Below are 13,572 nucleotides of genomic sequence, written 5' to 3'. Positions count from 1 at the left end.
CCGGTCAGGTTTCCTCCTCCGCCGCGGCAGTCCGAAATGAGCTGGTTCGACGTAAGCGAAGTTGTTGCGTAGACTAGTTCTCCGGTGTTGAAAACACGATGATGGCGTGCGCCTCAGGGAAGTCTGTGGGTCAAGCGCGGCGTGTATCAGTTTTCAATCCACAGGGATCAGTGTTGGTCCATAGGGTAGTGGCGCAATTGGTAGCGCAGCGGTCTCCAAAACCGCAGGTTGCAGGTTCGAGTCCTGTCTGCCCTGCGCAAGCTGTTCCGGCGGAAGCCGGAGCAAGCGCAGCAACCATGGTTCAGTTCAGAGCCGGGTAATCCGACATTGCGAGGATGAGTGAGGACCAGGTGACCGAAACAGCTGCAAGCAGCTCCAAGGGCCGCCCCGCAAAGAAAGCCGCCAAGGCAGGCTTCTTCGCTCGAATCGCACTCTTCGTCCGCCAGGTAATCGGCGAACTGAAGAAGGTCGTTGCACCGACCCGCAAGGAACTGATCAACTACACGCTCGTGGTGCTGGTATTCGTGGCCATCATGATGGTCATCGTCACCTTGCTGGACCTGGGCTTCGGCACCGCGGTGAGCTGGGTCTTCGGCGGTACGGCCCCCCAGGACCGCTAAGGCGATCGGTCCGCAGACTGCGTGGACTCTTCCGATTTTCGGAAGAGCTGCGAAGTGTGCGGAATTGAGCCATTTAAATAGGCAAGTTAGGCAATGAGGAAGCAGGAGACCAAGTGTCTGAGCACAAGCTCGAGGTAACTGAGACTGAGCTGGATGGGCCCGCGGACAGCGCGGCCGACGCCGCGGCTGAGCCCGTCGAAGGGTCTGAGGTTGAGTCTGCTGCGCCCGATTCCGACTCTGATGCCGCTGCTGAAGCTGGCGACGAATCAGACGTAGACGCCGAGTCTGACTCCGAGGACGAAACAGACGAGGCCGAAGGCGAAGAAGGCGACGAAGACTCGGACGCCCTCGCCGCCGCTGCCGCCAAGGCCGCCGTCGATCCAGCCGAAGAGTTCAAGGCCAAGCTGCGCCGCCAGGAGGGTGACTGGTACGTCATCCACTCCTACGCCGGTTACGAAAACCGCGTGAAGGCCAACCTTGAGACCCGCATCCAGACCCTGGACATGGAAGATTACATCTTCGAAATCCAGGTGCCGATGGAAGAAGTCGTTGAGATCAAGAACGCCCAGCGCAAGGTCATCAACCGCGTTCGCATCCCCGGATACGTTCTGGTCCGCATGGACCTGACCGACGCCTCCTGGGGCGCCGTCCGCCACACACCGGGTGTCACCGGCTTCGTGGGCAACGCCCACAACCCCGTGCCGCTGCGCCTCGACGAGGTCTTCTCCATGCTCGCCCCGGTCTTCGAGGAAGAGCAGGCCGAGAAGGGCAAGCCGGTCAAGCACGCCGCCACTCCCGTGGACGTCGACTTCGAAGTCGGCGAGTCCGTCATCGTCAAGGAAGGTCCGTTCGAGACCCTCCCCGCCACGATCTCCGAGATCAAGATCGAATCCCAGACCCTTGTGGTGCTGGTTTCCATCTTCGAACGCGAGACCCCGGTCACGCTGGCCTTCAACCAGGTCTCCAAGATCTAGCAACACCCACAGATTTCGTCCCGGACTGCCCGCTTTAGCAGTTCCAGGACGGCAGGCCGCCTCGCCATGGCGGTCAACCACCTGAGGCACGCTCCTGTGTCCCAGGACGTATTTGAGAGAAGGACCCTACATTGGCTCCCAAGAAGAAGGTCACCGGCCTCATCAAGCTGCAGATCCAGGCAGGTGCCGCCAACCCGGCCCCGCCGATCGGTCCTGCGCTTGGCCAGCACGGTGTCAACATCATGGAATTCTGCAAGGCGTACAACGCTGCGACGGAAGCCCAGCGCGGAAACGTCATCCCCGTTGAAATCACGGTCTACGAAGACCGTTCTTTCACGTTCATCACCAAGACCCCGCCGGCTGCAGAGCTCATCAAGAAGGCTGCAGGCGTCGCCAAGGGTTCAGCTACCCCGCACACCGTCAAGGTTGCCAAGCTGACCCAGGCCCAGGTCAACGAGATCGCCTCCACCAAGATGGAAGACCTCAACGCCACGAGCCTCGAAGGCGCAGCGAAGATCATCGCCGGCACCGCCCGCTCCATGGGCATCACCGTCGAGGGTTAATTCCCTCACCGCTGATACGGCGCCGGGATCGGGAAACCGACGACGACGACGGGCAGCACCGCCGGGAAACCGGCACCATTGAAACATTTGAATGTCGGAAATCCGGTTCGGATAAAAACAGCCGGACTACCGACTGTGGCAGGGCCCAGCGCGGTCCGCAGACCACAACTGCACAAGGAGAAATAAGCAGCATGGCAAAGCGCAGCAAAGCATATGAGGCAGCCGTAGCCAAGATCGAGGCAGACAAGGTCTACGCCCCGTTCGAGGCCATCAGCCTGGCGAAGGAATCCAACCCTTCCAAGTTCGACGCGACCGTTGAGGTTGCTTTCCGCCTGGGCGTTGACCCGCGTAAGGCTGACCAGATGGTCCGTGGCACCGTCAACCTGCCGCACGGCACCGGTAAGACCGCCCGCGTTCTCGTTTTCGCAACCGGCGACAAGGCTGAGGCAGCAATCGCTGCCGGCGCCGACTTCGTTGGCTCCGACGACCTGATCGAAAAGATCTCCGGCGGCTGGACCGACTTCGACGCAGCCGTTGCCACCCCTGACCTCATGGGCAAGGTTGGCCGCCTCGGTAAGGTCCTCGGTCCGCGTAACCTGATGCCGAACCCGAAGACCGGCACCGTGACGGCTGACGTCACCAAGGCTGTCAACGACATCAAGGGTGGAAAGATCGACTTCCGCGTCGACAAGCACTCCAACCTGCACTTCATCATCGGCAAGGTTTCGTTCGACGCCGTCAAGCTGGCTGAGAACTACGCAGCGGCTCTGGAAGAGGTGCTTCGTCTGAAGCCGTCGGCTTCCAAGGGCCGTTACATCCAGAAGGCCACGGTTGCCACCACGTTCGGTCCCGGCATCACCGTTGACCCCAACGTCACCAAGGTGCTGACCGAGGCTTAATCCTCGCGAACCGCCCGCCGGTATTCCGGCAGACACTAAAGGACCGCCCGGCACTGCGCCGGGCGGTCCTTTTGTTTTCGCGGATTCGCTGCAGGGATTCGGCATACGGGCCACCGGGTCACGAGAGCCGATCGCGGAGCCAGCGGATGACGGCCTCGGCCTGTCGGCGCTGGAATGTCGGCAGGGTGGGCAGTCCCGGCGGGGACGGCAGGCGGGCGGCATCGGTGAAGTAGGCGCCCAAACCTGACCGATGCAAGCCCACGGCCAGTCCACGAGGACCGCCCCGCAGCCGGGCGTAATCAGGATGTTGTCCGCCCGCACATCGGTGTGGACCAGCGAACCTCCCTTCAGGTCCTCCAGCCCGGATTCCGCAAGCTGTTCGAGCACGCCGAGATTCTCCAGAATCCACGGATCACAGCCTGCGGGCGGATTCCTGCGAATCCGGGCCCAGCCCCTGAAGCCCCCGCCCAACTCCTCCGCCAGCGTGGGCAAGTGCTTCAGGGCCGCAGGGACAGGCGTCCGTGACAGCACCAAGAGCGCGTCCAGGACGGCCGCCAGTCCCCGGCGCGCCAGGGGACGTGCGGATGCCGGCCGTCCACATCGCTGAGGACCAGCGCCACCCAGTCACCGTCGTCGAAGGTTCCGAGCAATGCGGGCGCAGGCAGCGTGTCCGGCAGGGCCGCAGTGATTGCCGCTTCCCGCCGGTGGAGCGCCGGTGAGTGCTCATTCAGATGGGGGCCGACGGCCTTGACGAACGCCCGCCGGCCCGAAACCGTGCGCACCCTGTCGGCGGTCCCCGGGGAAAACCCGCCCTGTTGGGCTGCCGTCTGCACGACAGGCTCGCCCGGGATCTGTTCGACTCCGGTTTGAACGTGGTTGGGCAGATCAGGCCAGCTGATGCGGGGACTCCACTCCGGTTGCATGAAGACAACCTACCGGCTACCCAGGTTTCCACGGAGTCAAGGCCCACCTCTGGAGCGTGCGGGGCCACAAAGCTAGGCTGAACCGGTGACGACGATGTCTTACCGCATCGAGCCTCTGGTTCTCCCGGCCTCCCTCGAAGCGGCGGGCGCTGCCGACTTCCTGGAATACAGCGAGCTCAGCGACGCCCTGGTACTGGAAACGTGGGGCAACCTTGACCGCGCAGCTCCCCGCGAAGCCCGGCTCGAGGCGTGGAGGGACGACGACTACCAGCAGATGCGGCTTTTCTTCGTTCGCCTCGACGGACGCATGGCCGCCAGGTCGTGGATCAGGCTGCCGCTGAAAGAGAACCTCCAGGACGCCATGGTCCGGGTGGATGTGCTGAACGAGTTCACCGGCAGGGGCATCGGGCGCGCGCTGCTGCGGCACGCCGAGGATGTTGCCGCCGGCAGCGGGCGGACCACTCTGCAGAGCTTCACCGAGCATCCTCCCGAGTTCGATCCTGACGGGCCAGGGATCCTCAGGCCCGGCACCGGCACGGGCGGTGTTCCGGCGGAGTCCAGGGCCGTGCGGTTCGCCCGTGCTGCCGGCTACGCATTGGAGCAGGTGACGCGCTTCAGCGCCCTGGACATGCCGCCGTCGAACGGGATCCTGGACGCGCTCGAACAGGAAGCCGGATCAATCGCCGGGGACCGCTATGAGCTCATCAGCTGGACGGACCGCTGCCCCGATGAATATGTGGACCAGATGGCGGTGCTCATGTCCCGGATGAGCACCGACAGCCCCGCCGGGGCCCTCCACTACGATCCGGAAGCGTGGGATGCCAAACGGGTCCGGCACCTCGAGGATGAGTGGAAGGCAACGGGGCAGGAGTCCCTCGTTGCCGTGGCACGGCATACCGCCAGCGGTGAGCTCGCCGCCTATTCTGTCCTGCAGTACGCCGCCGCGAAGCCCTGGATCGCCGAACAGGATGACACCCTCGTGGCCGCCAAGCACCGGGGCAACCGGCTGGGCATGCTGGTCAAGATCCTCAATCTGAGGCGCTTGGCAGCGGAACATCCGTCGGTTGAGCGGATCCTCACGTTCAATGCCGCGGAGAACAGCCACATGCTTGCCATCAACGTTGCGCTGGGCTTCCGGCCCGCCGGGTACGACGGCGAGTGGCAGCGCCGCCGCTGACCGTCATATGCTGGCGGTGGATACTCCGCGTGGACATAAGCCCGTACCCTGAGAGGGCGAGAGGCAGAAACGGCTGGGAAGATGCCCCCTATGGCAAGTGAAGTGCGGATAGAGCAGTTGTTCATCCCAAATTCCATCGATGCGCCCGACGCTGCGGACTTTCTGGCCGCAGTGGAAGTGGGCCGCAAGGTCAGGATGCAGACCTGGGGGAGTGACGACCTCGCGTACGCCCCGCTGGAGAAGCTCCTTGAGCTCGACGATCCCTACGAGCGGCAGGTCATCCTGGTTGCCAAGATCGACGGCGAGATCGTGGGCACCGTGGACATCGCCCTGCCCCTGACCGACAACCTGGACCTGGCGGAGTTCACGCTGGACATCCTGCCCGAATACCAGGGCCAGGGCGTCGGCCGGCAGCTGCTGGAGGCCGCGGAGGGTTTTGCCCGCGATGAGGGCCGGACCATGATCCTGATCGACACGAACCACCCCGGGGCGTCGCTGCATGAGTTTGCGTCCGAGCAGTTGGTGCCGGGCTCCGGGCAGGGTTTCGTGCCCCTCGGGAGCAGGGAAGTCGACTTTGCCCGCCGTACCGGCTACACGCTCCAGCACATCGAGCAGTTCAGTTCCTGTGCCCTGCCGCTGGACACCAAGCTCGTGGCCGAACTCGAGGCCGAAGCGGAGGAAACGAACAACGGCCGCTACCGCCTGCACCATTGGACCGACCGCTGCCCGGAGCGCTGGCTCGAAGCCGTCGCGGTCCTTGAGAACCAGGCCGGCGGGGATGCCTTGCCGGCCCTCGGAAGCGAGGACGACGGGATGGTGTTCGATGCCCGCATCCTGCGCGAGGCGGAGGAGGTGACCATCGCCCAGGGGCGGCGCACGGTGGTGACCGCCGTCGAGCACATTGCCACCGGAACGCTGGTGGGGCTAACCACCATCAGTGTGCTGGCGCAGCGGCAGGACGTGGTCTTCCAGGACGACACCGTGGTGCTGCAGGAACACCGCGGCAACAAGCTGGGACTGCTGATCAAGGTGGCCAACATGGAACGGCTCACGGAACAGTTCCCCGACGCACGCGTCATCTACACCTGGAACGCCCCGGAAAACCGGTACCTCCTGACGGTCAACCGCCAGTTGGGATTCACGACGGCGGGCGTTACCGGGATCTGGCAGAAGGAACTTCCGGATCGGCGGCCCAGCAAAAGCTGAGCTGCACCGGTCGAAGCCTGCCGGCGGACCGCCGATTTGGCGGTCCGGTGCGGTGTCCCGTAGGCTTGAACTACCAAAGACCGTCGGTTGTTGGAAATCCACTCTTTCGAGCTCAGCTCAACTCTGCAGTTGTGTGCGGGAGAGCCAGTGGGTTTCCGGACGAAGGACCCTGAACATAGGGCGGCCAGCGCAGGTGAACGAAGCAAAGCTCCGCGGTTCTGAACCGCGTTGAGCCAAGCCCCGTGCATCTGCGCGGGGCGTTTTTAGTTTTAGCTCACCTGAGCGGGGACCCGGAATACCGGCACTATCCCCGGAAGGAGGGTTATGGCAACGCCTAACAAGGTTTCAGCAGTAGCTGAGATCACTAACGATTTCAAGGAATCGAACGCCGCTGTCCTGACCGAATACCGTGGGCTCACCGTTGCACAGCTCAAGCAGCTGCGTGTTTCTCTCGGCCAGGACACCAAGTTCGCGGTCGTCAAGAACACCCTGACCGCCATTGCAGCCAAGGAAGCCGGTGTCGAAGCATTCGACGGCCAGCTCGCCGGCCCCACTGCAATCGCGTTCATCAAGGGTGACGCAGTTGCAGCTGCCAAGAGCCTGACGGATTTTGCCAAGACCAACAAGCAGCTGGTCATCAAGACCGGTTACTTCGAGGGCAAGGCACTGAACGCCAGCGAAGTTGCTGCCCTGGCAGCACTCGAGTCCCGCGAGCTGCAGCTCGCCAAGGTTGCAGGCATCCTCAAGGCCCCTGCTGCCGCTGCTGCACGCATCATCGACGCACTGCGCCTCAAGCTTGAAGAAGAGAACGGTGCTCCGGCTGAAGCCGCAGCTCCCGCCGCTGAAGAAGCACCCGCCGCAGAAGCAGCAGAGGCCGAAGCTCCGGCTGAAGCCGCCGCAGAAGAGAACTAGTTCTCTTTTCAAACCAGACTCCGGTGTGAGGGCACGGCATGTCGCCGCCCGATCACCACTATAGGAAGGACGCCGACCATGGCGAAGCTCACCAACGAAGAGCTCATTGAAGCTTTCAAGGAACTGACCATCATCGAGCTCTCCGAGTTCGTCAAGCTCTTCGAAGAGACCTTCGAAGTTACTGCTGCTGCTGTTGCTGTTGCTGGCCCCGCCGGCGGCGCCGCTGCAGAAGAAGCTGAAGAGAAGACCGACTTCGACGTCGTTCTCGAAGCTGCTGGCGACAAGAAGATCGCAGTGATCAAGGAAGTTCGCGCCATCACCTCCCTCGGCCTCAAGGAAGCCAAGGACCTGGTTGACAGCGCCCCCAAGGCTGTTCTCGAAGGCGCCACCAAGGAAGCTGCCGAGAAGGCAAAGGAGCAGCTCGAGGCTGCCGGTGCCACCGTTACCCTCAAGTAACGACTGCTTTGAAGGAATCCCCGTCCACTCCGGTGGGCGGGGATTCCTGCGTTTATCCCCACCCGCACCCTCGCCTCGCAAGCTCGGCCAGGGAACCCTGCGGGTGTGGGCCCACCAGGTAGCAGCTCAAGTGCTACCTAGTTGGGATCGCTGATGTCCGCCACCACGGCGCCGAGCGCGGCCACCAGGGCATCGGCGTCGACGAAGGCGCTGTAGCCGTGCTGGCCGGCGCCCATCGAGATGCGGCGGCCGGCAATGGTCCGGTCTGCGTAGACAGGCCAGGCCCTGGTGCTGCCCAGCGGGGTGATGGTCCCGCGCTCGTAGCCCGTGGCTTCGAGGGCAACGTCCGCCGCGGGCATGGACAGCTTGTTGACGCCCACGAGGTTCCGCAGCTTGGGCCAGGAGATCTGGCGGTCGCCCGGAATGAGGGCAAACAGGAAGCTGCCGTCCTTGTGTTTCACCACGAGCGACTTCACGATATCGGCCGGCGTGATCCCGAGGATTTGCGCAGCCTCCTCAAGGCTGTGGGCGGCGAGCCGCTCCACGATTTCGACGTCCAGGCCGCGGGCCGCGGCGTCGGCCAGGAAGCGCTCCCGTCCGGGGCCGGCGGCTCCCGAGCCATCGGCCCCCGCGGCTGACAAGGCCTCCATTGACGGGGCCCCCATCAGTCGCGGTACAGCAGGAGGGCTTCGCCCTGGCCGCCGCCGCCGCACAGGGAAACAGCCGCCTTGCCCTGACCGCGCCGCTTCAGCTCGTGCGCCGCATGGAGGGCGAGCCGGGCACCCGAGGCGCCGATGGGGTGGCCCAGGGCGATGGCTCCGCCGTGGATGTTGCACTGCTCCAGCGGGTAGTCGAGGTCCTTGAGGGACTGCACGGCCACCGATCCGAACGCCTCATTGATTTCGATGAAGTCCAGGTCCGCCAGGGCCCAGCCGGCGTGGTCCAGTGCGTTGTGGATTGCGTTGGACGGCTGGGAGTGCAGGGAGTTGTCGGGACCGGCCACCTGGCCCGGCTTGCCCACCACGGCGAGGTAGTCCAGGCCGTTGTCCTCCGCAAACTTGCGGGACGTCAGGACCAGGGCGGAGGCGCCGTCGGACAGGGGAGAGGAGTTCCCCGCGGTGATGGTGCCGTCCGTGACAAACGCGGCGCGGAGGCCCGCCAGCGATTCGACGGACGTGTTGGGGCGGACGCCTTCGTCGGTGGCTACCACCACCGGGTCGCCCTTGCGCTGCTTGACGCTGATGGGTGCGATCTCGTCGTCGAAGATCCCGTTCTTCGCGGCGACGGCAGCCCGCTGGTGCGACTGGGCAGCGACGTTGTCCTGCGACGTGCGGTCAATGCCGAGCATAAGGTTCTTGCTTTCAGTCGAGAGGCCCATCGACTGCCCGTCGAACGCGTCAGTCAGGCCGTCATGCGCGGCGACGTCGAGTGCCTGGATGGCGCCATAGGTCCAGCCCTGGCGCGAACCGGGAAGGAGGTGCGGTGCCCGCGTCATGGACTCTTGGCCGCCGGCGACAACGACGGCGGCATCGCCGCTGCGGATCATCCTCGCCGCATCGATCACGGCGGTCAGCCCGGAGAGGCACACCTTGTTGATGGTCACCGTGGGCACGTTCCACCCGATACCTGCGCCGATAGCGCTCTGCCGGGCCGGGTTCTGGCCGGCCCCCGCCTGCAGCACCTGGCCCATGATGACCGCGTCCACTTGGTCGGCCCGGAGGCCGCTGGCTGCCATGGCCGCCTTGATGGCGTGTGCCCCGAGTTCGACGGCGGTGAAGCTCGCCAGCTGTCCGTTGAGACGGCCCTGCGGGGTCCGTGCGCCGGACAGGATGACAACATCATTATTGTCTGCGGAGTTGCTCATGGTTGTCTCTTCCGATCTGTGGCGATATAGGCCTAGGTTAGCGTGAGCAGGATCACCTATCCATTCAAACGCTGCATGGCGGGGCTGAATTCCGGGCGCGGCAGCCTGCCTGCCCAGATAGGTGCCTCCGGCAACGGTGCTTGCAATACGAACCGAAGTGGGGTAGACACGCGTGGTGTTTTGCCGTATCGTAGATATTTGCGTCTTCCCTGTTTACCTTCAGCCTTCATATAGCGGTGGGCTTCTCCTGGCAGCTGCTCCATCAATGTGCCGTATACAACGTCACCAGCATGGGCAGACCAGGTCCGGGTCATATAGCGGAACCGGATGGTAGCGCTGCGGAGTCACTTTCGCAGGGTACATAGCGGGGGAGATCTGAAAACGCCTGAAGGTCTGTGGAAGGATCCCTCTTGGTCGCCTCGAGCACCTCTAATAACGAAACCGCTAACACGGCAAGCACCGATGGTGCCACTCGCCGACTCTCATTCGCAAAGATTCACGAACCTCTTGACGTTCCGAATCTGCTTGCCCTCCAGACGGACAGCTTCGACTGGCTGGTTGGAAACGAACGCTGGCAGGCACGCGTAGCGAAGGCCGTCGAAGAAGGCGACCTCAGCGTCGCCACCACCTCCGGTCTTTCCGACATCTTCGAAGAGATCTCCCCGATTGAGGACTTCCAGGGCACCATGTCCCTGAGCTTCTCCGATCCGGAGTTCGCTGACCCGAAGTACACCATGGCTGAATGCAAGGACCGGGACGCAACGTACTCGGCACCGCTGTACGTCAAGGCCGAATTCATGAACAACAACACGGGCGAAATCAAGCAGCAGACCGTGTTCATGGGTGACTTCCCGCTGATGACCGAGAAGGGCACCTTCGTCGTCAACGGCACCGAGCGTGTCGTCGTCTCCCAGCTGGTCCGTTCGCCGGGCGCCTACTTCGAGCGCACCGCCGACAAGACCAGCGACAAGGACATCTTCACAGCAAAGATCATCCCGTCCCGCGGTGCATGGTTCGAGCTCGAGATCGACAAGCGCGACCAGGTCGGCGTGCGCCTCGACCGCAAGCGCAAGCAGTCCGTCACCGTGCTGCTGAAGGCCCTCGGCTGGACCGAAGGCCAGATCCTCGAAGAGTTCGGCCAGTACGACTCCATGCGCGCCACGCTGGAGAAGGACGCCACCGAAACCCGCGAAGACGCCCTGCTGGACATCTACCGCAAGCTGCGTCCGGGCGAGCCGCCCACCGTCGAGGCTGCCCAGTCCCTGCTGGACAACCTGTACTTCAACTCCAAGCGCTACGATCTGGCCAAGGTCGGCCGTTACAAGATCAACCGCAAGCTTGGCATCGACCGCTCCCTTGGCGACAAGGAAGCCTCGGTCCTGCACGTTGAAGACATCGTCGCCATGATCAAGTTCCTGGTGGCGCTGCACGCCGGCGAGAAGACCCTCATGGGCAAGCGCGACGGCGAAGACCACGAGCTGCGCGTCGAAATCGACGACATCGACCACTTCGGCAACCGCCGGATCCGCGCCGTCGGCGAGCTCATCGAGAACCAGGTCCGCACCGGCCTGTCCCGCATGGAGCGCGTCGTCCGCGAGCGTATGACCACCCAGGACGTCGAAGCGATCACGCCGCAGACCCTGATTAACATCCGCCCGGTGGTGGCAGCCATCAAGGAGTTCTTCGGAACCTCCCAGCTGTCCCAGTTCATGGACCAGAACAACCCGCTGTCGGGTCTGACCCACAAGCGCCGCCTGTCCGCGCTTGGCCCGGGCGGTCTGTCCCGTGACCGTGCAGGCATGGAAGTCCGAGACGTTCACCCGTCCCACTACGGACGTATGTGCCCGATCGAAACGCCTGAAGGCCCGAACATTGGTCTGATCGGTTCGCTGGCGTCCTACGGCCGCATCAACCCGTTCGGCTTCATCGAAACCCCGTACCGCCTGGTGAAGGACGGCGTCGTTTCCGACGACGTCCAGTACCTCACGGCCGATGACGAAGCCGAGGTCCTGATCGCACAGGCCAACGCTCCGCTTGACAGCAACAAGAAGTTCGCTGAAGAGACCGTCCTGGTCCGTGCCCGCGGTGGTGGAGGCGAGCCCGTGCTCGTGCCCGCCGACGACGTGCAGTTCATGGACGTTTCCCCGCGCCAGATGGTGTCCGTAGCAACGGCCCTGATCCCGTTCCTCGAGCATGACGATGCCAACCGTGCACTCATGGGTGCCAACATGCAGCGCCAGGCTGTGCCGCTGGTCCGCTCCGAGGCGCCCTTCGTCGGCACCGGCATGGAGCGCGCAGCTGCTGTCGACGCCGGTGACGTTGTCATCGCGAAGAAGGCAGGTGTGGTTACCGAGGTCTCCGCTGAGCTGGTCATCATGCTCAACGACGACGGTACGGAAACCAACTACCGGATCAACAAGTTCGCCCGCTCCAACCAGGGCAACTGCTACAACCACCGCGTTCTGGTGAGCGAAGGCCAGCGCCTCGAGGTCGGCGGCATCATCGCTGACGGCCCGGCAACGGACCAGGGCGAACTCGCCCTCGGTAAGAACCTGCTCGTGGCATTCATGTCGTGGGAAGGCCACAACTTCGAGGACGCCATCATCCTCTCGCAGCGCATTGTTGCCGAGGACGTTCTTTCCTCCATCCACATCGAGGAGCACGAGATCGATGCCCGCGACACCAAGCTTGGTGCCGAGGAAATCACCCGTGACATCCCCAACGTGTCCGAGGAAGTCCTGGCGGGCCTGGACGAGCGCGGCATCATCCACATCGGTGCCGAGGTCGAAGCCGGCGACATCCTGGTCGGAAAGGTCACCCCGAAGGGTGAAACCGAACTGACGCCGGAAGAGCGCCTGCTGCGTGCCATCTTCGGTGAGAAGTCCCGCGAAGTGCGTGACACCTCCCTGAAGGTGCCCCACGGCGAGTCGGGCACCGTCATCGGCGTCCGCGTCTTCGACCGCGACAACGACGACGAGCTGCCCCCGGGCGTGAACCAGCTGGTCCGCGTCTACGTCGCTGCCAAGCGCAAGATCACCGACGGTGACAAGCTCGCCGGCCGCCACGGCAACAAGGGTGTTATCTCCAAGATCCTTCCGGTCGAGGACATGCCCTTCCTTGCCGACGGTACCCCCGTCGACATCGTCCTGAACCCGCTGGGTGTCCCGGGTCGTATGAACGTCGGCCAGGTGCTGGAAACGCACCTCGGCTGGGTTGCCAAGACCGGCTGGAAGATCGAAGGCGAGCCCGAGTGGGCCAAGCAGCTGCCGAACCTGCCGCGCGAGAGTGGCCAGACCACTGTTGCAACGCCGGTCTTCGACGGTGCCCGCGAAGAGGAAATCACGGGCCTGCTGGACTCCACCAACCTGACCCGCGACGGCGACCGCCTGATCAACTCCTCGGGCAAGACCCGCCTGTTCGACGGCCGCTCCGGCGAGCCGTTCCCGGATCCGATCTCGGTCGGCTACATGTACATCCTGAAGCTCCACCACCTGGTGGACGACAAGATCCACGCCCGCTCCACCGGCCCGTACTCCATGATCACGCAGCAGCCGCTGGGTGGTAAGGCACAGTTCGGTGGCCAGCGCTTCGGTGAAATGGAAGTGTGGGCGCTCGAAGCTTACGGCGCCGCCTACACGCTCCAGGAGCTCCTGACGATCAAGTCGGATGACATCCACGGTCGTGTGAAGGTCTACGAAGCCATCGTCAAGGGCGAGAACATCCCGGAGCCGGGCGTTCCTGAGTCCTTCAAGGTCTTGATCAAGGAAATGCAGTCGCTGTGCCTGAACGTGGAAGTGCTTTCCACGGACGGAACCACAATTGAAATGCGTGACTCTGATGACGCAGTCTTCACGGCTGCGGAAGAACTGGGCATCGATCTGTCTCGTGCAGAGCCCAGTTCCGTAGAAGAGGTTTAGCAGGTTGATGTCCGACGGCGGGTGACCACCCGCCGTCGGACATCACCTCCCTCTTCCCGTA

12 protein-coding genes and 1 tRNA gene are annotated in these 13,572 nt (G+C 63.7%); 10 read left to right on the top strand and 3 right to left on the bottom strand.

The genetic code is table 11. The features are described 5' to 3' along the window. Positions 1-182: 182 nt before the first annotated feature. From JYA52_RS08820 to rplA, 5 genes are all read left to right on the top strand, one after another. Positions 183-255: transfer RNA gene (locus JYA52_RS08820), tRNA-Trp, on the top strand. 80 nt (positions 256-335) lie between these two features. After that, positions 336-620: a preprotein translocase subunit SecE gene (secE, locus tag JYA52_RS08815; RefSeq protein WP_205652808.1), complete on the top strand. Its 285-nt coding sequence runs from the start codon at positions 336-338 to the stop codon at positions 618-620. A 113-nt stretch (positions 621-733) separates the two neighbouring features. Next, complete coding sequence (gene nusG, locus JYA52_RS08810) at positions 734-1,594, top strand: transcription termination/antitermination protein NusG (RefSeq protein ID WP_205652807.1); 861 nt, start codon at positions 734-736, stop codon at positions 1,592-1,594. A gap of 131 nt (positions 1,595-1,725) precedes the next feature. Next, a complete protein-coding gene (gene rplK, locus JYA52_RS08805; protein ID WP_003803853.1) occupies positions 1,726-2,157 on the top strand; it encodes a 50S ribosomal protein L11 in 432 nt (143 codons plus the stop codon). A 191-nt stretch (positions 2,158-2,348) separates the two neighbouring features. Next, on the top strand, positions 2,349-3,056 hold the full coding sequence (gene rplA / locus JYA52_RS08800) for a 50S ribosomal protein L1 (protein WP_205652806.1): 708 nt from the start codon (positions 2,349-2,351) through the stop codon (positions 3,054-3,056). 497 nt (positions 3,057-3,553) lie between these two features. Here rplA and JYA52_RS08795 read toward each other — a convergent pair whose 3' ends face one another. After that, complete coding sequence (locus JYA52_RS08795; protein WP_205652805.1) at positions 3,554-3,979, bottom strand: hypothetical protein; 426 nt, start codon at positions 3,977-3,979, stop codon at positions 3,554-3,556. A gap of 94 nt (positions 3,980-4,073) precedes the next feature. On the opposite strand from JYA52_RS08795, the gene JYA52_RS08790 reads away from it, so the two are divergent. The 4 genes from JYA52_RS08790 to rplL all read left to right on the top strand — a co-directional run bounded on the left by JYA52_RS08790 (position 4,074) and on the right by rplL (position 7,730). Beyond that, complete coding sequence (locus JYA52_RS08790) at positions 4,074-5,156, top strand: GNAT family N-acetyltransferase (RefSeq protein ID WP_240460127.1); 1,083 nt, start codon at positions 4,074-4,076, stop codon at positions 5,154-5,156. Positions 5,157-5,246: 90 nt separating this feature from the next. Then, complete coding sequence (locus JYA52_RS08785) at positions 5,247-6,362, top strand: GNAT family N-acetyltransferase (protein ID WP_205652803.1); 1,116 nt, start codon at positions 5,247-5,249, stop codon at positions 6,360-6,362. A 324-nt stretch (positions 6,363-6,686) separates the two neighbouring features. After that, complete coding sequence (gene rplJ, locus JYA52_RS08780) at positions 6,687-7,274, top strand: 50S ribosomal protein L10 (RefSeq protein WP_205652802.1); 588 nt, start codon at positions 6,687-6,689, stop codon at positions 7,272-7,274. A 78-nt stretch (positions 7,275-7,352) separates the two neighbouring features. Beyond that, on the top strand, positions 7,353-7,730 hold the full coding sequence (gene rplL, locus JYA52_RS08775; protein WP_091251969.1) for a 50S ribosomal protein L7/L12: 378 nt from the start codon (positions 7,353-7,355) through the stop codon (positions 7,728-7,730). 137 nt (positions 7,731-7,867) lie between these two features. Here rplL and JYA52_RS08770 read toward each other — a convergent pair whose 3' ends face one another. Together JYA52_RS08770 and JYA52_RS08765 are read right to left on the bottom strand one after the other, a co-directional pair. After that, positions 7,868-8,380 (bottom strand): aminoacyl-tRNA deacylase, encoded by a 513-nt coding sequence (locus JYA52_RS08770; protein WP_205652801.1) that lies wholly within the window; start codon positions 8,378-8,380, stop codon positions 7,868-7,870. A 14-nt stretch (positions 8,381-8,394) separates the two neighbouring features. Beyond that, entirely contained in the window at positions 8,395-9,594 is a 1,200-nt protein-coding gene (locus JYA52_RS08765) for an acetyl-CoA C-acetyltransferase (protein ID WP_205652800.1), read from the bottom strand. A 410-nt stretch (positions 9,595-10,004) separates the two neighbouring features. Between JYA52_RS08765 and rpoB the strand changes: the two genes are divergently transcribed. After that, complete coding sequence (gene rpoB / locus JYA52_RS08760) at positions 10,005-13,511, top strand: DNA-directed RNA polymerase subunit beta (RefSeq protein WP_205652799.1); 3,507 nt, start codon at positions 10,005-10,007, stop codon at positions 13,509-13,511. Positions 13,512-13,572 lie beyond the last annotated feature (61 nt).

It is taken from the genome of Arthrobacter pascens, assembly GCF_017052465.1.
GTDB classification, from domain to species: domain Bacteria; phylum Actinomycetota; class Actinomycetes; order Actinomycetales; family Micrococcaceae; genus Arthrobacter; species Arthrobacter pascens.
This window is presented reverse-complemented; position numbering and strand designations above follow the sequence as displayed.

Excerpts from the sequence above, each read along its gene's own strand:
- secE (WP_205652808.1), top strand. The coding sequence starts at position 336 with ATGAGTGAGGACCAGGTGACCGAAACAGCTGCAAGCAGCTCCAAGGGC.
- rplA (WP_205652806.1), top strand. The coding sequence starts at position 2,349 with ATGGCAAAGCGCAGCAAAGCATATGAGGCAGCCGTAGCCAAGATCGAG.
- JYA52_RS08795 (WP_205652805.1), bottom strand. The coding sequence starts at position 3,979 with ATGCAACCGGAGTGGAGTCCCCGCATCAGCTGGCCTGATCTGCCCAAC.
- JYA52_RS08790 (WP_240460127.1), top strand. The coding sequence starts at position 4,074 with ATGTCTTACCGCATCGAGCCTCTGGTTCTCCCGGCCTCCCTCGAAGCG.
- JYA52_RS08785 (WP_205652803.1), top strand. The coding sequence starts at position 5,247 with ATGGCAAGTGAAGTGCGGATAGAGCAGTTGTTCATCCCAAATTCCATC.
- rplJ (WP_205652802.1), top strand. The coding sequence starts at position 6,687 with ATGGCAACGCCTAACAAGGTTTCAGCAGTAGCTGAGATCACTAACGAT.
- rplL (WP_091251969.1), top strand. The coding sequence starts at position 7,353 with ATGGCGAAGCTCACCAACGAAGAGCTCATTGAAGCTTTCAAGGAACTG.
- JYA52_RS08770 (WP_205652801.1), bottom strand. The coding sequence starts at position 8,380 with ATGGAGGCCTTGTCAGCCGCGGGGGCCGATGGCTCGGGAGCCGCCGGC.
- JYA52_RS08765 (WP_205652800.1), bottom strand. The coding sequence starts at position 9,594 with ATGAGCAACTCCGCAGACAATAATGATGTTGTCATCCTGTCCGGCGCA.